Below are 19,502 nucleotides of genomic sequence, written 5' to 3'. Positions count from 1 at the left end.
TCATGCGCCTGTCGCACCACGTCGGTTCCCACTGCAAACACTCCACGCAGAGGGGCCGTCCGCAATGGGTGAGGTCTAGTCCTGTCCTGATTCCGACGTCGCCGGGCCGGGAATCGGCGGCCGTGCAGCGGCCGTCTGCCGCGCCTCGTCCCCCGGGGTCGCCCGTTCCAGGAAGCGCAGGAGCTCCACTGGGAAGGGCAGTACGAGCGTCGAGTTCTTCTCTGCCGCGACGGCCACCACGGTCTGCAGGAGCCTCAGTTGGAGCGCCGCGGGCTGTTCGGACATCTCCGAGGCCGCTTCGGCGAGCTTCCTGGAGGCCTGGAGTTCGGCGTCCGCGTTGATGATCCGGGCGCGCCGCTCGCGCTCCGCCTCGGCCTGACGGGACATCGAGCGCTTCATGGTCTCGGGCAGCGACACGTCCTTGATCTCGACGCGGTCGATCTGCACGCCCCAGCCGACGGCCGGGCTGTCGATCATCAGCTCAAGTCCCTGGTTGAGCATTTCGCGGTTCGACAGCAGGTCGTCGAGGTCGCTCTTGCCGATGATCGACCGCAGCGAGGTCTGCGCCATCTGGGAGACGGCGAACCGGTAGTCCTCCACCTGCACGACGGCCTCGGACGCGTCGATCACCTTGAAGTAGATGACGGCGTCGACCCGCACCGTGACGTTGTCCCGCGTGATGCCGTCCTGCGCGGGCACCGGCATCGTGACGATCTGCATGTTGACCTTACGGAGCCGGTCCACGAACGGCACGATCATCGTGAACCCCGGGCCGCGCACATCCGGTCGCAGCCGCCCCAGGCGGAAGACCACGCCCCGCTCGTACTGTTGGACGACGCGCGCCGCCGCAGCCGTCACGCAGATCACCGCGGCGGACACGGCAGCGGCTCCCGCCACCACCAGTTCCTCGACCATGGAGGCCTCCAGGGGTCGGACCCAGCCACTCAGGACGTTTTTCGACGGTTTCCCCTTCGAAGGTAACTCCGGAACGCGCACAAGAGCGAGCCCTCGCACGGCAGTTGCCGTACGAGGGCTCCCTGCTGCGGGGCCGCAGGTCAGACCGTCCGAAGGCCGGTGAGCGCCGGCCGGAGGACACGGATCAGTAGACGCTCACTCCGTACGCACTCAGCGCCTCGGTGACCGGCTGGAAGAAGGTCGTGCCGCCGGAGCTGCAGTTGCCGCTGCCGCCGGAGGTCAGACCGTACGCGGTCGAGCCGCCGTAGAGCGGGCCGCCGGAGTCGCCGGGCTCGGCGCAGACCGTGGTCTGGATGAGGCCGGAGACGATGTCGCCGCCGCCATAGTTCACGGTGGCGTTGAGCGCGGTGACGCGGCCGCTGTGGATACCGGTGGTCGAGCCCCGCCGGGTGACCGTGGTCCCCACGGACGGCGTGGCCGCACCGGTGATGTCCTGGCTGCCGACCGTGCCGGGCGGGGTCCCCGTGCTGGTGTACCTGACGATGCCGTAGTCGTTGCCCGGGAAGCTGGATCCCGCGGTCGAACCGATGGCCGTCGAGTGGGACGAGTTCGACCACCAGGTGCCGGCGCCGTCGGTGCAGTGGCCCGCGGTCAGGAAGTAGTAGGTGCTGCCCGAGCGGACGTTGAAGCCGAGCGAGCAGCGCCAGCTACTCGCATAGATGGCGTCGCCGCCGGAGACCAGCTTCTTGAACGTGCCGGGGGTGCGCTCGATCTTCAGGGCGCCCGCGTTGCCGCCGGCCGCCTTCTGGATCCTGGCGATCTCGGCCTGGGAGACCGTGCTGTCGGCGGTGACGACGACCTGGTTGGTCTTCTGGTCGACCGCCCAGGCGGTGCCGGGTACATCGGACTTCAGGACGGACGTGCCGGCCTGGCTGAGCTGGGTCGCGCTGAAGGTGTGCGCGACGGGCGCGTCCGACGCGCTGGCCGTGGGGACGGCGAGTGCGCCGATGGCGACGAGTCCGGAGGCCACGGAGATCATCCGGGCGCGTCTCGTTATGCCACTGCGGGGGGTGGTGCGCTTGATCCTCACTGGTCGTTCCTCCCGAGGGAAGTCGGGGGCCCCGCGTGGGGTCGGGGGCCCGTGAGGCGCAGCCAGCGGCCCCGTTCGGATTCCGGATTCCGGAATGTTCCGAAGATGCGGTGCCCCTGACAAGCGCTGCTCGGGAGTATTCGGCGTTTCAACTGACCGGCACAAGGGCGCCTTTCGGCCGTCCGTCCGGTACACGGCCACATGCCCCGACGGCTTCTGCGGTGGGTCGCAGGCCGCCGGGGCTCGGCTCCCCTGTCAGACGGAGCGGTGGCCGACGAGGTTCCGTTCGCCGGCCTCGATCTTGACCGGCAGGGTGTTGCCGGGCGGCGGGAAGGGGCAGACGAAGTGGTCGGCGAAGGCGCAGGGCGGCAGCACCGCGCGGTCGAAGTCGACGCTCGTCCGGCCTTCGGCGTCGGGTGCGGCGGGCCGCAGGAAGCGGAACCGGAAGGTCCCGTCGCCGCTGGTGGCGTCGGCGAACACGGCCCACAGCGAGCCGTCCGCCTGCACCGCGACCTGGAGGGTCAGGTCCCTGCCCGTCGAGGGAGAAGGCCAGTTCACCGCCGAGGCCGAGGCCGCGCGTCTTGCCGTCGGCTTTCTCGACGCGGACCGTGCGGCTGGTCTCGTACGGCGTGGAGCGGCCCTCGACGGTCCAGCGGGGGTCATGGGCGGTGGCCTCGATGCCGCGGAAGGCACGCCGCGGCCCCGACAGCGGGTCGAAGTCGCGTACGGCCCACAGCCCTTCGCGCACGATCGCGACGAGGCGGCGCCCGCCGAGGCCGACCTGCGCGTCGGCCGCGAGCCGTACCCCGCCGGTGACCGGCTGTCCGTCGTGGGTGAGTCCGTCCTCGGGGGCGGCGGTCAGGGCGACCCGGTCGCCGTCGGCCCGCCATGTCCCGGGAATGGCCGGAAGTTTGCCTTCCGGATAGTCGTCGAGCAGGGGGTCCCCCCTGCTCCTCAAGAGCTTGGAGGAGGGTGCCGGTGAGGGCGGGCGGTCCGTAGGGCTCTGCGACGGATGCGGTCCGCTGCTCGCGCCACTGCTGCCAGGCGTCGGCTGCGTCGGCGGTCATGCGCTCGGGCCTTCCTCGCGTGCGGGGTGTACGGGTGCTTTCAGCCCCAGGTGGGAGCGGAGCGTCGTACCGGTGTATTCCGTGCGGTACGCCCCGCGTTCCTGGAGCAGGGGCACCACCTGGTCGACGAACTCGTCCAGGCCGCCCGGGGTGAGGTGCGGTACGAGGATGAAGCCGTCGGCCGCGTCGCTCTGCACGAACTCGTCGAGCTCGGCGGCGACGGCCTGCGGGGTGCCGATGAACGACTGGCGCGTGGTGGTCTCGATGACGGTCTGCCGGATGGACAGACCCTTGGCGCGCGACAGGGCGCGCCACTGCTCGGCGATGGCACGGGGGTCGCCGCGCTTGGTGCGGCCCTGGGAGAGATCGGAGTCGACGACCGGATCGATGTCCGGCAGCGGCCCGTCGGGGTCGTACGCGCAGAGGTCGACGCCCCAGATCTGCTCCAGGGTGAGGAGCGCGTTCTGCGGGGACACCTGCTGGCGCCTGATCCCGGCGGCGCGCTCCTGGGCCTCGGCGGCGGTGTCGCCGAGGACCACGGTGACACCCGGCATGATCTTCAGGTCCTCGGCGGTACGCCCGTACGTCGCGAGCCGGCTCTTCACATCGGCGTAGAAGGCGCGGCCCGCCTCCGGCGTGCCGTGCCGCGTGAAGATCACGTCCGCCGCCGACGCCGCGAACTCACGCCCCTCGGGCGAGTCCCCGGCCTGGATGACGACGGGGTGCCCTTGCGGGGAGCGCGGCAGCGTGAACTCGCCCTCGATGCCGAAGTGCCGGCCGGTGTGTGCGAAGGGCCGCGGCTCGCCTTCGGGCGTCCAGGAGTCCCACAGTTCGCGGGCCGTGGCGACGAACTCTGCGGCACGCGTGTACCGGTCCGCCGTGTCGAGGAAGCCGCCGCGGCGGAAGTTCTCGCCCGTGAAGGCGTCGGAGGAGGTGACGACGTTCCAGGCGGCTCGGCCCCCGCTGAGGTGGTCGAGCGTGGCGAACCTGCGGGCGGTCTCGTAGGGCTCGTTGAACGTCGCGTTGACCGTCGCGGCAAGGCCCAGGCGCTCGGTGACGGCCGCGAGGGCGTTCAGGACGGTGACGGACTCCGGCCGCCCGACGACGTCGAGATCGTGGATGCGCCCCTTGTGCTCGCGCAGCCGCAGCCCCTCCGCGAGGAAGAAGAAGTCGAACAGGCCGCGCTCGGCGGTGCGGGCGACGTGCTCGAACGACGCGAAGTCGATCTGTGAGCGGGAGCGCGGATCGGTCCAGACGGTGGTGTTGTTGACCCCCGGGAAGTGGGCGGCGAGATGAACTTGTTTACGTGGCACGGCAGTTGAGGTCATGACGGGTCCCCCGCGAGCGCGGCGTACCGGTTGGCGGGCCGGGCGAGCCCCAGGTGCTCCCGGAAGGTGCTGCCGGGATAGAACGTGCGGAACAGGCCGCGGTGCTGGAGCAGCGGCACCGTGCCGTTGACGAGCCGCTCCAGGTCACGGCGCGGCTCGACGGGTGTGAGGTGGAAGCCGTCCACGGCTTCGGCGCGGTGCCAGGCGGTGACCAGGTCGGCGAGGTCGACCGGGCCGCCCCGGTAGAGCGGGCCGAGCTCGCTCGGCAGCGGCCCTCCCCCGCCGTGGCCGGGCACGGCCGCGTGCTCCCCGCCGCCGAGGTCGATGCGCAGCGCGGCCAGGACACGCAGCCCGTCAGGGTCGCGGCCGTGCTCGGCGGCGCGGCGGCGCAGCCCGGCGCGGACGGCGGCGGCCCGCGCCGGGCTCGTCACGTTCACCAGGGCGACGTCGGCGTGGCGCGCGGCGACGTCGTACGCGTGCCGCTCCGCGGTGTCGACGACCGTGACGGGGTGGCCCTGCGGCGGACGCGGCACGATGGACGGGCCGCGCACGGAGAAGGCGCTGCCCCGGAAGTCGACGTAGTGCAGCTTCTCCCGGTCGATGAAACGTCCGGTCGCCGCGTCGCGGATCTCCGCGTCGTCCTCCCAGCTGTCCCACAACCGTGTTGCCACATCGGCGACTTCACCGGCCTCGCGCCACAGCTCAGCGGCGGGCGCGGCAGCCCTGCGGCCGAAAAGGCGGGCCTCCTCCCCGGTGGCGGACACCTCGGGCCGCCAGCCGGCGCGGCCCCGGCTCACCCAGTCGAGGGTGGCGACGGCGGCCTGCACATGGAAGGGCTCGGTGTGTGTGGTGGTGACGGTGGGGACGAGGCCGATGCGGGTGGTGGCCGGGGCGACCCGGGACAGCACGGCGAGCGCGTCGGGCCCGGGCCGGCCGAAGGAGTCCCCGAGGGTGACGAAGTCCAGGGCGCCGCGTTCCGCGAGGCGCGTGAGCGTGAGATACGGATCGGCGTCGTAGGTGTCGGGCTGGTCGACGGCCGCCGCGAGATGCAGCAGGCCGCGCCCGGTTGACGTAGTCATGAGCAGGTCCTTGGACGAGAAGGGGCGTACGGGGGTTGGGGCGGGCTACGGCTTGGGCAGACCGGGCGGGTTGATCTCCGACTTCTCGACCGCCTCGGTCGACAGGCCCCAGCGCTTCAGGACGCGCCCGTACGACCCGTCCTCGATCACGTGGTCGAGGGCGGCGGCGTACGCGTCGGCGAGTCCGCTGTCCTTCTTCGTCGTGGCGGCGATCTTGCCCTGGATCCGGTCGCCCGCGCCCGAGAGCGTGCCGATGATCTGCGACTGGCCCGCGGACTGCACGTGGTAGGCGGCGCTGGGGCTCGGGCCGAGGTAGGCGTCGATACGGCCCGACCGGAGAGCGAGGTAGTAGTCGGTGTCCTTCTGGAAGTACTTGATGGTGACCGGCTTCAGGCCCGCCTTCTCGTCCTGCCGGCTCCAGTCGACGAGGATCTTCTCCTGGTTGGTGCCGGAGGAGACGGCGATGGTCTTCCCGGCCACGTCCCTGGGTTCCTCGACCCGCCAGCTCGTGCCCTTCCTCGCCTCGAACGCGATGTTGTCGAGCCGGTAGGTCGCGAAGTCGTACTTCTCCTTGCGCTCCTCCGTGACGGTGACGTTCGAGAAGACGGCGTCGAACTTGCCGCTGTCGAGGCCGACGAAGAGGTTCTCCCAGGACACCGGGGAGAACTCGATCTTCAGGCCGAGCGTGTCGGCGACGAGGGTCGCGAGGTCGATCTCGGAGCCGATGCGGGTCTTGTCGTCGGTGGCGTAGAAGCCGAGTGGCGGCGAGGCGTCGGCGCTGCCGCCGAGCCTGAGCGTGCCGCGCTCGCGGACCGCGGCCGGCAGCTTGGCCGCGATCGCGTCGACCTTCCTGGCGCGGATGCGGTGCTGGTCGGGCCCGATGTTGATGCCGCCCACCCTCTCGGAACCGCCCTTGCCGGTGCCGGTCGCGGCATCGCTGTCACCTCCGCAGGCGGTGAGCAGGGGCGCGGCCGCGAGTGCGGCGACGGACAGGGCGAGGGCGCGGCGGGACAGCATGCGTGAACTCCTGTTGGTATAAGGCGAGTTGAAAGGTGGTGCGGAAACGGGGACTGGGGGTCACAGGACCTTGGAGAGGAACGCCCTCGTGCGGTCGTGCCGCGGTGCGTCCAGTACGTCGCCGGGGGCGCCCTGTTCGACGATGCGGCCCTCGTCCATGAAGACGACGGTGTCGGCGACCTCACGGGCGAAGCCGATCTCGTGCGTGACGACGATCATCGTGGTGCCCTGGAGCGCCAGGTCCTTGATGACGTCGAGGACTTCACCGACGAGCTCCGGGTCGAGCGCGGACGTCGGCTCGTCGAAGAGCAGCAGCTTCGGTTCGAGGGCCAGCGCGCGGGCGATGGCGACGCGCTGCTGCTGCCCGCCGGAGAGCTGCTTCGGGTAGGCGTCGGCCTTGTCGGCGAGCCCGACCCGGTCGAGCAGCCCGCGCGCGTGGCCGAGGACCTCCTTGCGGGGGCGCTTGAGGGCGGAGACGGGGGCCTCGGCGATGTTCTCCAGGACCGTGAGGTGCGGGAACAGGTTGAAGTTCTGGAAGACGAAGCCGATCCGGGTGCGCTGTTTGAGCACCTCGCGCTCGCGCAGCTCGTACAGCTTGTCGCCGGATCGCCGGTAGCCCACGAGGGAGCCGTCGACGCTGATCCAGCCGCTGTCGACCTTCTCCAGGTGGTTGATGGTGCGCAGCAGCGTGGACTTGCCCGAGCCCGACGGGCCCAGGACGACGGTGACCTCGCCGGTCCGCACCTCCAGGTCGATGCCGCGCAGCACCTCCAGCGTGCCGAAGCTCTTGTGGACGGCCTTGATGTCGACCATGGTCCGGTCGGCGCCCGCGTCGTTCATCGGGTGGTTCCCTTCGAGAAGTGTCGTTCCACGTAGTGCTGGAGGACGGAGAGCGCGCTGGTCAGGAGCACGTACCAGACGGTGGCGACCATCAGGAGCGGCACCACGCGCCCGTTGCGGCCGTAGATGACCTGGACCTGGTAGAAGAGCTCGCCGATCGCCATGACGGAGACGATCGAGGTGCCCTTGAACAGGGAGATCACCTCGTTGGCCGCGTTGGGCAGGATCGAGCGCATGGCCTGCGGCAGGACGATGCGGCGGATCTGCCGCAGCCGGGGGATGCCGAGCGCGGCCGCGGCCTCCGACTGGCCGCCGTCGACGGCCAGTACGCCACCGCGCACGATCTCGGCGGCGTACGCGGCCTGGTGCAGTGCGAGCCCGAGGACGGCCGCGCTCATCGCGCCGACCAGGCCCATCGTGTCGAAGGAGAGGAAGCCGGGCCCGAAGGGCATCCCGAACTGCAACTCCTTGTACAGATAGGCCAGGTTGAACCAGAAGAGCAGTTGCACGATCAGCGGGATCGAGCGGAACGCCCAGATGTAGCCGAAGGCGACGGCCCGGAGGAACCGGCTGGCCGACAGGCGCATGAAGGCCAGGACGAGGCCGAGCGCGAACCCGAGGGCCGTTCCGTAGAACGTCAGCTGAAGGGTGGTCCACACCGCCTTGAGGATCACGTCGGCGGTGAAGTAGTCGGCGAACACCCCCCATTCCCAGCCGGTGTTGGTGATGAATCCGTGCGCGAACTGGGCGAGCAGCACGGCGGTCGCGGCGACTGCGGCCCAGCGCCAGGGGTGGCGGACGGGCACCACCTTCAGCGCGCCGTGGTCGACGGCGTCGCCGGCTGTCGTGACTGATGTCGCTTTGTCGATGGGTGGATCACTGGTCAGGGACATGGGGGTTCCTCAAGAGGGCGGAAAGGTACGGGGGCGGGGCCGGGGGCTCAGGCTGCGGCGCGACAGGAGAGGTCGCGCAGGAACGCCAGGACCGCGCGTGCGGTGGCGTCGTTCTGCCGGAACGAGGGGCTGTTCGTGCGCGGCCGCGTGAACGCTCCGGCGCCGCGCGCGTTCGTGTGCGGGCCGAGCGCGAAGCGGCGCGGGTGCGCCGTGCCGTCGCGGTGCAGGACGCGCCCGTCCTCGGGGTCGACCGCGAGGAGCCCGGCCGGGGTCGCCCGCGCCCCGTCCTCGTACAGCTCGCGCAGGAGCTGGTCGCGGGTCCGGGCGAGGGTGGGGTGCGGCAGGCGGGCCTCGACGAGGGCGCGGGCCTCGACGACGGAGCCGGGGACGGTGGCACTCGTCGCGCGGAAGACGCCGCCCTCGGCGGTGACCCGCATGTCCGCGCCGACGAACTTCACGACTCCTGCCCGGGAGAGCGCGAGCAGTTGCCGCAGCCGCGGTCCGGGCGGCCCGGAGGCGAGGTAGCTGAAGAAGCCGTGCCACCAGGACCCGATGTCGCCGAGCCGCACAACCTGCCCGTACACGGACAACAGACCGAGGAACACGGCGAGGTCGGGGCTGTGCGCGGGGTCGTGGCGGCGCTCGAGGTCCGCGGTGATGTAACCGCGCAGCCCGTCCTGGAGTGCCTCGTTCGAGGTGTGGCGTACGCCGTCCAGCGGGTGGTCGAGGGCCGTGAGGTCGAGGCGGTCCGCCGGGTCGGGCACGGCGGAGGCCACGAGGGCGTGGAGTTCGGCGCTCAGCGGTTCGGCTGCCGCGTACTTCTCCTCGAAGCCGGCCCAGGCGGCACGGGTGCGCTCGGGGTGGGCGGTGAACAGGCGGTGGTAGTGGGCGAAGCCCAGCTCCTTGTCGATGAGGGGCCACACGTCGCGCCGGAAGTCGTAGCCGCCGGGGCGCGCGAGGAGGTCGTCGATCTCGGCGGGGCCGAGGAAGCGGGGCAGCGGCGGACGCTCGCCGGTCCAGTCGTAGCCGATCTTGGAGTGGTACGGGACGCCGCGCCGGGAGCCGACGTGCAGGACGGGCTCACGCCCCGAGGGGATGTACGTGTCCCCTTCGTACCGTCCGCCGCGCCCCTCCGTCAGGAGCACCATCAGGTCGACGAAGGCCAGGCCGAAGCCGCGGACGAGGACGTCCTCACCGGGAGCGAGCGCGGTCAGATCGCTGTCCGCGGTGAAGTCGGGCGGCAGATGGACGAGTCCGTGCGCGCCGGCGTAAGCGTTCAACTCCCGCTGCTCTGCGTCGAGTTCTGCGTCCAGGTGACCTTGGGCGAGGACGACCGTGTCGGCGAGGAGGGGGCGGGCGCGCCCGTCGAGCCACACCTGCTGGCGGCCCTCGCGGGGTCCGCTGACACGCAGGGCGCGGCACGGGTGGTGGCGGACGGTGACACCCGGCGGGAGCGCCGCCACCGACCGCTCGTACACCCAATGGAGATAGGCGCCCTGGAGCTGCCGGCCGGCGAAGGCGCGGCCGTCGAGGTCCGCCCACTCGTGCAGGGCGGGCCCGGGGAGTACCGGACCGTCGAGCTCGACCGTGTCGTCGGTGAACATCGTGACGTCCTGGGACTGCGAGTTCATCCAGAGCAGCGGGGACTGCGCCTGCCGCCAGACCCGTCCGCCGCCCGGCGGGAACGGGTCGACGAGATGGATGTCGAGTTCGAGGCCGGCGTGGTCGGGTGCGTTCGCGGCGATCCGCTCCAGGATGCCGGTCCCCCGCGGACCGGCTCCCACGATCACCAGCGAGGGCCTCATCGGGTGCGCTCCGAGCCGCGCGCGTAGTGCCGCTCGACGTAGAACTGGCCGGCGCTGAGGAGCGAGGTGACCACGACGTACCAGATGGTGGCGACCAGGAGCATCGGGATGACCTGGTAGGTGCGGTGGTAGACGAGCTGCACCGAGTAGAGCAGGTCCTGGACGGCGATGACGCTGACGATGGAGGTGCCCTTGAGGGTGCCGATCAGCATGTTCCCGGCCGGCGGCACGATGGAGCGCATGGCCTGCGGCAGGACGATCCGCCGCCGGCGCCTGAACCGGCTGAGGCCGAGCGCCTGCGCGGCCTCGATCTGCCCGCGGTCGACGGAGAGGATGCCGCCGCGCACCACCTCGGCGGCGTACGCGGCCTCGTGCAGCGTGAGCCCGATGATGGCGACGGCGACAGGCCCGAACAGGTCGACGGTCCTGATGCCGAGGATGTGCGGGTACAGCGCGCCGATGTTGAACCAGAACAGCAGCTGCACGAGGATCGGCATCGACCTGAACAGCCAGACGTAGCCCCAACTGACCGCGCGCAGCACGGGGTTGGCGGACAGGCGCATGACGGCGAGCAGGGCGCCGAGGGCGAAGCCGAGCGCCATGACGAGGGCGGTCAGCCAGAGGGTGAGACCTAGTCCGCGCAGGACGGACGCCGATGTGAAGTAGTCGGCGACGACGTCCCATTGGAAGGCGTCGTTGCGGATCACCGAGTCGACGGCGAGCGCGAGGAGTACGAGGACGACGGCGGCGGCGAGCCACTGGCCGCTGCGGGGCCGACGGACGATGCGGGGCTGTGCCTCACCGGCGCCGACGGGCGGTCCGGCCGCGGGAGGCGCGGTCTTTGCGAGTGTGTTCGAGGACATGCGAAGGCTCCGTGGGCACTGGAATCCAGCACGGTCTTGCCTTCACACGGAACATGCGGACCGAGCCCCTCAGCAGCGGTCCCTCACCGAGGGTACGGGGCTCGCTCCGCTCGCTGTCAAGGCTGTCCAGAGTGTGAGCCGTACGTCTCAAGTGAGTTGACGCGGAAACGGATGCCTGTTCCACTTGGCCCATGCATCCGCAGCAGTGGCTGGTCACGCGCTCCCACATCGACTTCGGTCGAGTGTGGTCGGCGTCCTGTTGATGCCCTTCTGACGCCCGCTGCGCGTCTACTTCTCTCTCTTCCACGCTCCCTGACGCTCGCCGCGTTCTGAGCGTTCCTTTCTGCGTTTTCTGCGTTTCCCGGTGCGCCCAAGTGCGCGCACTCGTCCACGCCTTCACACACCCACGCGTCCTCGCGTGCCCCTCCCCTCTCCCTCTCGTCACCCCTGCGTGCTTGTTGTCTTCGAAGGGCAGAACTCCACGTCATGCGTACGCTTTTGATGTCCCGTCAGCGAATTCCGACCGCGTTCGCCCTGATCACCGCGGCCACCCTGGCATTGGCCGGCTGTGGCTCCGGAAACCCCCGGTCCGCCGCCGGCGGCGCCGCACCTGCGGGCAGGAGCGACCGGATCCCCACGACCGACGTGGTGAAGAGCGTCGGGAAGGACGAGGCGGCGGCGAAGCTGCTGCCCGCCGGCGTCCGGGCGAGCGGCAGGCTGACCGTCGGCGCCTCCATCGGCGGCACCCCGCCCGGCGCCTTCTACCTGGAGGACGGCAGGACCGCCGCCGGCCAGGACATCGACTTCGCCGACGCCGTCGCCAAGGTCCTCGGACTGAAGCTGAAGCGGGAGGCCGCCGGTTTCGAGGCGATCCTTCCCGCGCTCGGCAGCGGCAAGTACGACCTGGGCACAGGCAACTTCGGCGTCACGGAGGAGCGGCGCAGGACGATCGACTTCGTCACGTACATCAATGACGGCCAGGGCTTCGCCGTGCGCGAGGACAGCGGCCTGAAGAAGGTCACCGACCTCAGGCGGCTGTGCGGCCTGAACGTGGCGACCGGCGCGGGCACCACCTTCGAGGCGACCCTGGAGGAGAACAAGCACCTCTGCACGGCCGCCGGGAAGAAGGCGTACAGCGTGAAGACGTACGCGGACCAGAGCGCGATCTGGTCGTCCCTCCAGCAGGGCAGGTCCGACGTGGTGATGAGCACCATCAACGGGCTGCGGTACGCCGTCGCCCACCAGGAGGGGCTGAGGTTCCTCAACGAGTACCACCGCCTCGACGTCGGCTTCGCCTTCAAGAAGGGCACGAAGCTGGCGCCCGCGTTCCGGGCGGCGGTGAACAAGCTGATCGCCGACGGGACGTACGACAAGATCCTGCAGAAGTGGGGCACGAGCGACTCCGCGATCGAGAAGTCACAGATCTCACCGCCCGAGATCAAGGACTGACGCCGGACCCCGGGTCCGGACCCGGAAGCAGGAACCGGACCCGGCCCGGGACCCGGGAGCCTCAACAGTCGCAGCAGGAGCAGCACTCACAGCATTCGCAGATGGAGCACGCCTCGCAGCAGCTGCAGTCGGTGGAGCAGCATTCACTGCACCAGCCGTCGCGCTTCTTCCGGGACCAGGGCCCCTCGAACTCGTCGGCACAGCACACCTTGCAGGTGCAGCAGAGCCCGATCGCCGCGGCGCACCCGGCGAAGAACCCCCGCTTGCCGGGCTTCGGCGGCTGAAAGGACGGCCCCCCGCCGAAGCCACCGGGTCCGCCCGGACCCCCGGGACCGCCCTGCCCGCCGCCGTACGGATTCTGCGAGCCGTACGGTCCGGAGGACCCGGGTGGCACATACGGGCCCGATCCGGTGGGCACCCAGGGGCCGGGCGCACCCGGGCCGTGCTGCGGGCTGGACGCCGTCGGTGCGTGCGCGCCGCGGGAGGGGCCGGCTCCTTGAGAGGGATCGGCGCCCTGGGACGCGTCGGCGCCGTGCGCGCAGCCCGACGTGCCGAAGGCGCGGTCGACCGAGCGGCGCAGTTCGTGGACGAGCAGCAGATGCGCGAGCGTGCCGTCGACGAATTCGGCCTCGCGCAGGGCGAGACGGATACCGCGCAGCGCGTCGTCGGCGAGGCGGCGCGCCTCGATGAGGTCCGTGCCCGTCGCCGTGAGCGGGTTCCAGGCATCCGACGCGGCGTCAGCTTCCTTGTCCTCCACGGCATCCAGGAGGTGTGCGAGCCGCCCGAAGAGCCGGCCCGCCTCGGCGAGCGGCGCCGCGTTGCCGGGGCGTCCCGCGAGGACGGCGGTGTGCGCGAAGGCGGCGGCGGTCGCCGTCTCGGTCGGCTCGGTGAGCGTGAGCACCGGAGTTCCGAGGCCGGCGAGCGACTCGATCCCGATCTGGCGCTCCACGGCGTCGACCAGGATGGCCGTGTCGAACCCCACGTCAGAACCCGTACGGGAGCCGGCCTTTCCCCACTTCGTGGCCACCCGGCGGGCCGCCGCGGCCACCGGCCTGCGGGCCAGGAGGCCGTCGCCGTCGGCGACGTGGTCGCGGACCTTCGCCGAGGCGAGGACCAGCGAGACGGCGGCGGCGAGCCGGGCGCCCTCGCCCTGCGCGACGGAGGCGGTGCGCATGCCGCGCAGTGGACAGGGCCCCGCCGTGCGCCGTCCCCCGGCGGCGTGTTCGGCCTGAGCCTCCGTCAGAACCGAGATCAGCAAACCGTCATAGTTCGTGACAATCCTCGCGAACTGCCCGTGGTCACCGCGAAGCGCCAGGCAGAGTCCGCACAGATGAGCCATCCATTGCGCCTTGAGCCCCTCGCCGAGACGATGACTGCAAGGCCGGACTATTCCGAACAAGACGACTCCCCCGAGGGTCCTGAAGACGTAAACTGCAGCATCGTAGCGAGGGTGCCGTTCACCCGTACGCACCGGTCGTCACCCGTACGCCGCGAAGAATCATATTTCACTCACTGTCAGCAGCCGTATGGGATACGACCCTTGGGATTCATGGGACAGCGCCGTGTTGACTCTGCACCAGTAGCGTCACGAAAACCCCGCGCGGCGACTATCCACTTGGCGCACCATCCGCATCATGGACGACCATAGGGATGCGAAACGCAGAGGAACCGCTGTGAGAGGAGGCGTCCATGGGATCGGTGCGCAAGGCGAGTGCCTGGCTTGGCCTCGTCGACGACAACGATGACGAGCGTTACTACGACGGCTACGACGACGACAGGGTCGAGGAGTCCGAGCCTCAGACCGGCGCCGCCTGGGTCACGGACCCGCGCGTGAAGGTGGCGGCCGACACCGCCGAGGAGCAGGGCCGCCGGATCGGCACGGTCACCCCGGACGGATTCCGGGACGCCCGAGGCATCGGCGAGATGTTCCGGGAGGGTGTCCCGGTCATCATCAACCTCACGGCCATGGAGCCCGGGGACGCCAAGCGCGTCGTCGACTTCGCGGCCGGGCTCACGTTCGGGCTGCGGGGTTCCATCGAGCGGGTGGCGAACCGGGTGTTCCTGCTGAGCCCTGCCGACACGCAGGTGGTCAACGGCGAGGCGGAGAGCCGTCCGACGGACGGTTTCTTCAACCAGAGCTGAACGTCACGGGTGGGTAGGGCCCGGCCCCGCGGCCGGGTCACCGCCCGCGGCATCCGTCACGCGACAGTGGACTCCACGCCGACCCGCTCGGGACCGCGCTGGGGCCCGATCTTCGCCGTGCCCTCAGCGTCCTGCGGGGCAGCGGCATCGCACTCCATGCGCTTGGGCAGCCGCAGCGCGGCCAGCGCCCCGAGCAGCAGGAGACCGGCGCTGACGAACAGCGTCACGTGCAGTCCGTGCACGAAGGCGACCCGGGCGGCGCTGCGCAGCGCCTCACCGGCGGTACCGCCGAGCCGCGTCGCGACCTGATACGCCTCGCCGAGCGAGTTGCCCGCCTGGGCGCTCGCGGATCCGGGCACTCCGGCGACCCGGGCGATCCCGGGTGCGTACGCGGCGTTCATCACCGAGCCGAGCAGCGCGATGCCCATGCCCGCGCCGAGCTGGTAGGAGGTCTCCCCGATCGCCGCGGCGCCGCCGGCGTCCTGTGCCGAGGCCTCGCTGAGCATCGACTCGTAGGCACCGAAGAGGGTGGTCTGCAGGCCGAAGCCGAGAAGGACGAAGCCGAAGGTGAGCAGCGACGGCCGGTCGTGCTGCCCCATCAGCGTGAGCAGGAGCACGGCGGACGCGGTGAGTACGAAGCCGGCCGAGACCATGCGGCGCGGTCCGAAGCGGCGCAGCTGGGCCGAGCCGAGGACGCCCGCAGCCATCGCCGCGAAGGTGAGTGGCAGCAGCCGTACACCTGTCTCCAGCGGGCTCAGGCCGAGTACCAGCTGGAGGTACTGGACGGCGATGAGCTCCAGGCCGACCAGGGCGAGCATGGCGAGGACGATGCAGCCGACCGCGGTGGAGAAGGCGGGCCTCACGAACATCTTCATGTCGATGAGCGGGTGCTCGCGGCGCTTCTGCCGCCGCACGAACACGATCAGCACGGCGGCGCCGACGAGGAGGGGGCCGACGGCGGACGGGTCGAGCAGGTCGCGGTCGACGCCGAGCCGCTTCACCCCGTAGACGACACCGAGCATTCCGACGGCCGCCATGAAGGCGCCGACCACGTCCCAGGGCCCGTCGGAGCGGCCCTTGGACTCGGGAAGTATGAGACGGCCGAGGGGCAGCATGACGGCCATCAGCGGGATGTTGATCAGGAAGACCGAGCCCCACCAGAAGTGCTCGACCATGAAGCCGCCGAGGACCGGTCCGGTGGCGGCGCCTATCGCGGCGACCGCCGACCAGACGCCGATCGCGACGGCCCGCTCGCGACGGTCGGGGAAGACCGCGCGCAGGATCGACAGGGTCGCGGGCATGATCATCGCGCCGCCGACGCCGAGCAGCGCGCGGGCCAGGATCAGGATGTGCGGTGTCGAGGCGAACACGGCGAGCGCGGAGGCCACGCCGAAGAGGCCGTATCCGAGGAGCAGTACGCGTCTGCGGCCGACACGGTCGCCGAGCGTGCCGAAGAGGATCAGGAGCGCCGCGCAGATCAGCGGATAGGCGTCCACGATCCAGAGCAGCTGGACGGCCGAGGGCCGCAGGTCCTGGGTGACGGCGGGGACGGCGACGTGCAGCACGGTCGCGTCGAGGGCGACGAGCAGCAGGCTGGTGCACAGGACGACGAGGACGACCCAGCGATTGGCGCCTGGCCCGGCGGTCCGCAGGCGAGAGGGCGCGCCGGCCGTGGTCGTCCCGGACATATGCGTACCTCCCAGTGGTCCTCGCGCTCGGCGGATCCGCGGGGTGGGGACTTCCCCGCGGTTGCGGCCGGAAGGAGCGGACTCCCGTGCCCACGCAACGATTGGCGAGTGAGCCGCCAGAGTACGCGAGTCCATTGTGGTGACACGTGGCGGACCTCTCATGCGCCTGACCGTGGAGTGTGGTGTACGCCACGCTCCACTTCCCGACCACGCACCGCGCGTGCGGTCCGGTTGCGCCCGGCGCCGATAATCGACGCCGTGACCGAAGTCGACCTGCAAGAACCGCGGAGCGCGCCGGCCCGGGCCGCCGGTGCGCTGCGCCGCGCGGCACCGGCGCTCCTCGCCTATGCCGGGGTGCGCGCCCTGGGCCTGATCCTGCTCGCCGTGTGGAGCGCGGCGCGGGGGAAGAGCCCGCACACGCTGCTGACCGCCCGCTGGGACTCGCTCTGGTACACCCGCGTCGCTGATTTCGGCTACGGCTGGCAGGTGCGCCTGCCGGACGGCACGGTGCACTCGAACCTCGCGTTCTTCCCGCTGCTGCCGTGGCTGGAGCGGCTGGTGTCGGCGATGAGCCCTTTGTCGTACGCGGACGCGGGCCTGGTGGTGAGCTGGTTCGCGTCGCTCTGCGCGGCCTGGGGGATCTTCCTCGTGGCCGAGCTGCTGTACGGGCGACGGGCCGGCGTCTGCGCGGTCGTGCTGTGGGCGGTGCTCCCGGTCGGGATCGTGCAGTCGATGGCGTACAGCGAGTCACTGTTCACGGCGCTCGCGGCCTGGTCGCTGTACGCGGTGCTGACCGGACGGTGGGTGAGCGCGGGGCTGCTCGCCTCGCTCGCGGGGCTGACCCGGCCGGTGGGTGCGGCGGTGGTCGCCGCGCTCTGGGCGACGGCCTTGGTCCAGGTCGTGCGCGAAAAGAGGATCTCCTGGCGCATGGCCGTCGGCGTGCTGCTCGCCCCCCTGGGCGCCGCCGCGTACGTCTTGTGGGTGGGGCGTCGCACGGGGGGCGGCCTCTTCGGCTATCTCGACGTCCAGGGTCATTGGGGCAACGGCTTCGACGGCGGTCTCGCCTTCGCGCGCTTCGTCGCCGACAAGTTCACGACGTTCCCCTCGGCGCTCGCGGGGCTCGGCCTGACCGTCGGGGTCGCGCTCGTGATCTGGCTCTACGTGCTGTGCGTGCGGCGGGGTCAGCCGCTCGCGCTGCTCGTCTACTGCGGGATCGTCGTCGCGCTCGCGCTGTGCGCGTCGGGGTACTTCGGCTCGAAGCCGCGGCTTCTGCTGCCCGCGTTCCCGCTCCTGTTGCCGGTCGCGGTGGCGCTCGCCCGGCTGCGTACGAGCAGATCGGCGGCGGTGCTCGGCGGCGTGGCCGTGGCGTCGGCGGTGTACGGGGCCTTCTGGCTGAACGGGTCGGGGCCTCCTTGATCGACTTGATCGACCCGGCGGGCCCGGGGAGGCCCGTCCGATCGCACCGGGTGATCGGACAGGAAATTCCAGGGAAGCCGTCGGTGAACGAATTCAGGCGCGCCGAAAAACGAATGCACGAAATGATCAATGTAATTGAAGGCAACGCTCCGGTCGGATAGTGATATCCGCAGGAATTAACGCCCCGCTGAGAGCAATCCCACATCACATCGTCATCACAAACCGAGTGATTCGGCCGGGTTCGGCACTCACTCGCTGTAGCGTCGATTGGGTGCGTACCGAACGAAACCTCACCCGTCTGGAGCGGCTCTTCGCCCGCCTCGACCGTGAGCCGGAACGACCGGTCAACCTGGATGTGCCCAGGATGAGCCGGCACAGGGTCGTGCTCTTCGGAGCCACCCTGTCCTTCTACCTCGCCATCGTGGTGGCGGTGTTGACCACGTCCTGGCTGGTCACCTTCGACTGGCAGGTCATGTTCTTCCGGCCCTACCAGCAGTGGCCCGAGATCCACGCGTTCCTGGACTACTGGGTCGTCCTCGGCCAGCGCGGGCCGACCGCGGTGATGGTCATGGCCTGGCTCGGCTGGCGCTCCTGGCGTCAGCACACGCTGCGGCCGCTGCTCACGTTCGGTGCCGCGCTGCTGCTCCTGAACATCACCGTGGGCGCCGCCAAGCTCGGCATGGGCCGCCTCGGCCCGCACTACGCGACCACGATCGGCTCGAACGAGATGTGGCAGGGCGGCGATATATTTCCTTCGGGCCACACCGCCAACGCCGTGGTGACCTGGGGAATCCTCGCCTATCTGGCCTCGACGCCGCGCGCCAGGCGCTGGCTGTCGGCCGCCTCCGCCGTGATCTCGCTGAGCGTGGGCCTGACCACCGTGTACCTCGGTACGCACTGGCTGAGCGATGTCTTCCTCGGCTGGGCCGCGGGTCTGCTCATCCTGCTCGCGCTGCCCTGGGTCGAGCCGCTGATCACGCAGGTCGAGGCCTGGATCTTCTCGCTGCGCGAGCTGTGGCGCAGCCGCCGTTCCGGCGCGCTCCCGACGCCCGCCCCGGCCGCCGCCACGCCCACGCTGGTCTCGCAGCGCGCCGCCCCGCCGGCCTCGGAGGAGCCGCCGGTACGCGAACCGGTCGGCACCGCGCGGGCGGTGCGGCCCCCCGGGCTGCTCGCCCCGGGCCCGCACACCGCGCGCTCCGAGCGCACCCCGGTCACCCCGGCCGGCAGCCGCAGGCCGCCGCACGCGGACCGCGTGCCGCGCGGCACCACCTCGGCCGCCCGCCCGGTCGCCGGCGGCTGACCGGCACAAGCGCGAGAGCGCCGCAGGCCGCGGGGCCGGTACGCACAACCTGATCCCCGCAACGCGAAGGCCCCCGGTTCCCACACGGAACCGGGGGCCTTCGCGTTGCCCCGTCAGCCCTTCCAGCAGCGGGTCACGGTGCCGTCGGACACCTCGAAGTTCAGCCGTCCCGCGCGGTACTCCATGGTGATGATCGCGCCCGGGGGCAGCGACCTGACCGTGGACCAGCCGCGCTCACGGGCCCGCGCCTCGGCGCCCGGCGCATCGAGGCCGACGTACGTGTCGAGAGTGTCCTGGGGGTCTGCGGGAGGGGTCGGAATGGGTGCCATGACCGCCACGTTAGGCGGCCCGGCTGCCTGACACCAGGGCGGGCCGCACGCCGTCACGGGTCCCCCTCCGGTCACGCTTCTGTCACAGGTCCACGACACGCGTTTCACTCGAACTCCGTCACACGTACGAGCGATTCGATGCTCCTTCTGCGCTTGTTCTGCGCGCGTCACGGCATAATTCCGCGACTTCGCCGAAAGCGCCCGGATAACGTGCCCGGAAATAGCGCCACGACAGCGTCCGGGACCTGCCCAATTCGGATTCCCGGGCGCTCTTCACCAGT

General features: G+C 70.9%; 16 protein-coding genes and 1 pseudogene. 4 read left to right on the top strand and 13 right to left on the bottom strand.

Translation table 11 applies throughout. The features are described 5' to 3' along the window. Nucleotides 1-75 precede the first annotated feature (75 nt). The 10 genes and pseudogenes from ACZ67T_RS13775 to ACZ67T_RS13730 form a co-directional block, all read right to left on the bottom strand. Nucleotides 76-915: a slipin family protein gene (locus ACZ67T_RS13775; RefSeq protein WP_469983857.1), complete on the bottom strand. Its 840-nt coding sequence runs from the start codon at nucleotides 913-915 to the stop codon at nucleotides 76-78. 184 nt (nucleotides 916-1,099) lie between these two features. Then, nucleotides 1,100-2,005: a S1 family peptidase gene (locus ACZ67T_RS13770; RefSeq protein ID WP_469983856.1), complete on the bottom strand. Its 906-nt coding sequence runs from the start codon at nucleotides 2,003-2,005 to the stop codon at nucleotides 1,100-1,102. A 255-nt stretch (nucleotides 2,006-2,260) separates the two neighbouring features. Further along, nucleotides 2,261-2,753 (bottom strand): annotated as a pseudogene (locus ACZ67T_RS13765) (DUF1684 domain-containing protein). A 315-nt stretch (nucleotides 2,754-3,068) separates the two neighbouring features. Further along, entirely contained in the window at nucleotides 3,069-4,400 is a 1,332-nt protein-coding gene (locus ACZ67T_RS13760) for an NtaA/DmoA family FMN-dependent monooxygenase (RefSeq protein WP_469983854.1), read from the bottom strand. Next, entirely contained in the window at nucleotides 4,397-5,479 is a 1,083-nt protein-coding gene (locus ACZ67T_RS13755) for an LLM class flavin-dependent oxidoreductase (RefSeq protein WP_469983853.1), read from the bottom strand. The genes ACZ67T_RS13760 and ACZ67T_RS13755 overlap by 4 nt, the downstream gene beginning before the upstream one ends. A 45-nt stretch (nucleotides 5,480-5,524) precedes the next feature. Further along, nucleotides 5,525-6,496 (bottom strand): ABC transporter substrate-binding protein, encoded by a 972-nt coding sequence (locus ACZ67T_RS13750; protein WP_469983852.1) that lies wholly within the window; start codon nucleotides 6,494-6,496, stop codon nucleotides 5,525-5,527. 60 nt (nucleotides 6,497-6,556) lie between these two features. Beyond that, complete coding sequence (locus ACZ67T_RS13745) at nucleotides 6,557-7,309, bottom strand: amino acid ABC transporter ATP-binding protein (RefSeq protein WP_469984411.1); 753 nt, start codon at nucleotides 7,307-7,309, stop codon at nucleotides 6,557-6,559. Between the two features lie 23 nt (nucleotides 7,310-7,332). Then, nucleotides 7,333-8,229 (bottom strand): amino acid ABC transporter permease, encoded by an 897-nt coding sequence (locus ACZ67T_RS13740; RefSeq protein ID WP_469983851.1) that lies wholly within the window; start codon nucleotides 8,227-8,229, stop codon nucleotides 7,333-7,335. A 47-nt stretch (nucleotides 8,230-8,276) separates the two neighbouring features. Further along, a complete protein-coding gene (locus ACZ67T_RS13735) occupies nucleotides 8,277-10,034 on the bottom strand; it encodes an FAD/NAD(P)-binding protein (RefSeq protein WP_469983850.1) in 1,758 nt (585 codons plus the stop codon). Further along, complete coding sequence (locus ACZ67T_RS13730; RefSeq protein WP_469983849.1) at nucleotides 10,031-10,897, bottom strand: amino acid ABC transporter permease; 867 nt, start codon at nucleotides 10,895-10,897, stop codon at nucleotides 10,031-10,033. The genes ACZ67T_RS13735 and ACZ67T_RS13730 overlap by 4 nt, the downstream gene beginning before the upstream one ends. A gap of 501 nt (nucleotides 10,898-11,398) precedes the next feature. Between ACZ67T_RS13730 and ACZ67T_RS13725 the strand changes: the two genes are divergently transcribed. Continuing rightward, nucleotides 11,399-12,346, top strand: a complete 948-nt coding sequence (locus ACZ67T_RS13725; RefSeq protein WP_469984409.1) for an ABC transporter substrate-binding protein — start codon at nucleotides 11,399-11,401, stop codon at nucleotides 12,344-12,346. 61 nt (nucleotides 12,347-12,407) lie between these two features. Here ACZ67T_RS13725 and ACZ67T_RS13720 read toward each other — a convergent pair whose 3' ends face one another. Then, complete coding sequence (locus ACZ67T_RS13720) at nucleotides 12,408-13,745, bottom strand: DUF5685 family protein (RefSeq protein ID WP_469983848.1); 1,338 nt, start codon at nucleotides 13,743-13,745, stop codon at nucleotides 12,408-12,410. Between the two features lie 290 nt (nucleotides 13,746-14,035). On the opposite strand from ACZ67T_RS13720, the gene ACZ67T_RS13715 reads away from it, so the two are divergent. After that, complete coding sequence (locus tag ACZ67T_RS13715) at nucleotides 14,036-14,488, top strand: cell division protein SepF (protein ID WP_469983847.1); 453 nt, start codon at nucleotides 14,036-14,038, stop codon at nucleotides 14,486-14,488. Nucleotides 14,489-14,544: 56 nt separating this feature from the next. Here ACZ67T_RS13715 and ACZ67T_RS13710 read toward each other — a convergent pair whose 3' ends face one another. Then, a complete protein-coding gene (locus ACZ67T_RS13710; RefSeq protein WP_469983845.1) occupies nucleotides 14,545-16,176 on the bottom strand; it encodes an MFS transporter in 1,632 nt (543 codons plus the stop codon). A gap of 258 nt (nucleotides 16,177-16,434) precedes the next feature. Here ACZ67T_RS13710 and ACZ67T_RS13705 point away from each other — a divergent pair, with 258 nt between their 5' ends. Together ACZ67T_RS13705 and ACZ67T_RS13700 are read left to right on the top strand one after the other, a co-directional pair. Then, nucleotides 16,435-17,592: a hypothetical protein gene (locus ACZ67T_RS13705; protein ID WP_469983844.1), complete on the top strand. Its 1,158-nt coding sequence runs from the start codon at nucleotides 16,435-16,437 to the stop codon at nucleotides 17,590-17,592. Between the two features lie 271 nt (nucleotides 17,593-17,863). Beyond that, nucleotides 17,864-18,892, top strand: a complete 1,029-nt coding sequence (locus tag ACZ67T_RS13700) for a phosphatase PAP2 family protein (RefSeq protein ID WP_469983843.1) — start codon at nucleotides 17,864-17,866, stop codon at nucleotides 18,890-18,892. Nucleotides 18,893-19,005: 113 nt separating this feature from the next. On the opposite strand, the gene ACZ67T_RS13695 is transcribed toward ACZ67T_RS13700, so the two are convergent. Next, a complete protein-coding gene (locus ACZ67T_RS13695; RefSeq protein WP_100598994.1) occupies nucleotides 19,006-19,221 on the bottom strand; it encodes an I78 family peptidase inhibitor in 216 nt (71 codons plus the stop codon). Nucleotides 19,222-19,502 lie beyond the last annotated feature (281 nt).

The sequence above is a fragment of the Streptomyces sp. NPDC107517 genome (assembly GCF_055582645.1).
This window is presented reverse-complemented; position numbering and strand designations above follow the sequence as displayed.

Excerpts from the sequence above, each read along its gene's own strand:
- ACZ67T_RS13775 (WP_469983857.1), bottom strand. The coding sequence starts at position 915 with ATGGTCGAGGAACTGGTGGTGGCGGGAGCCGCTGCCGTGTCCGCCGCG.
- ACZ67T_RS13760 (WP_469983854.1), bottom strand. The coding sequence starts at position 4,400 with ATGACCTCAACTGCCGTGCCACGTAAACAAGTTCATCTCGCCGCCCAC.
- ACZ67T_RS13755 (WP_469983853.1), bottom strand. The coding sequence starts at position 5,479 with ATGACTACGTCAACCGGGCGCGGCCTGCTGCATCTCGCGGCGGCCGTC.
- ACZ67T_RS13750 (WP_469983852.1), bottom strand. The coding sequence starts at position 6,496 with ATGCTGTCCCGCCGCGCCCTCGCCCTGTCCGTCGCCGCACTCGCGGCC.
- ACZ67T_RS13745 (WP_469984411.1), bottom strand. The coding sequence starts at position 7,309 with ATGGTCGACATCAAGGCCGTCCACAAGAGCTTCGGCACGCTGGAGGTG.
- ACZ67T_RS13740 (WP_469983851.1), bottom strand. The coding sequence starts at position 8,229 with ATGTCCCTGACCAGTGATCCACCCATCGACAAAGCGACATCAGTCACG.
- ACZ67T_RS13735 (WP_469983850.1), bottom strand. The coding sequence starts at position 10,034 with ATGAGGCCCTCGCTGGTGATCGTGGGAGCCGGTCCGCGGGGGACCGGC.
- ACZ67T_RS13730 (WP_469983849.1), bottom strand. The coding sequence starts at position 10,897 with ATGTCCTCGAACACACTCGCAAAGACCGCGCCTCCCGCGGCCGGACCG.
- ACZ67T_RS13725 (WP_469984409.1), top strand. The coding sequence starts at position 11,399 with ATGTCCCGTCAGCGAATTCCGACCGCGTTCGCCCTGATCACCGCGGCC.
- ACZ67T_RS13715 (WP_469983847.1), top strand. The coding sequence starts at position 14,036 with ATGGGATCGGTGCGCAAGGCGAGTGCCTGGCTTGGCCTCGTCGACGAC.
- ACZ67T_RS13710 (WP_469983845.1), bottom strand. The coding sequence starts at position 16,176 with ATGTCCGGGACGACCACGGCCGGCGCGCCCTCTCGCCTGCGGACCGCC.
- ACZ67T_RS13695 (WP_100598994.1), bottom strand. The coding sequence starts at position 19,221 with ATGGCACCCATTCCGACCCCTCCCGCAGACCCCCAGGACACTCTCGAC.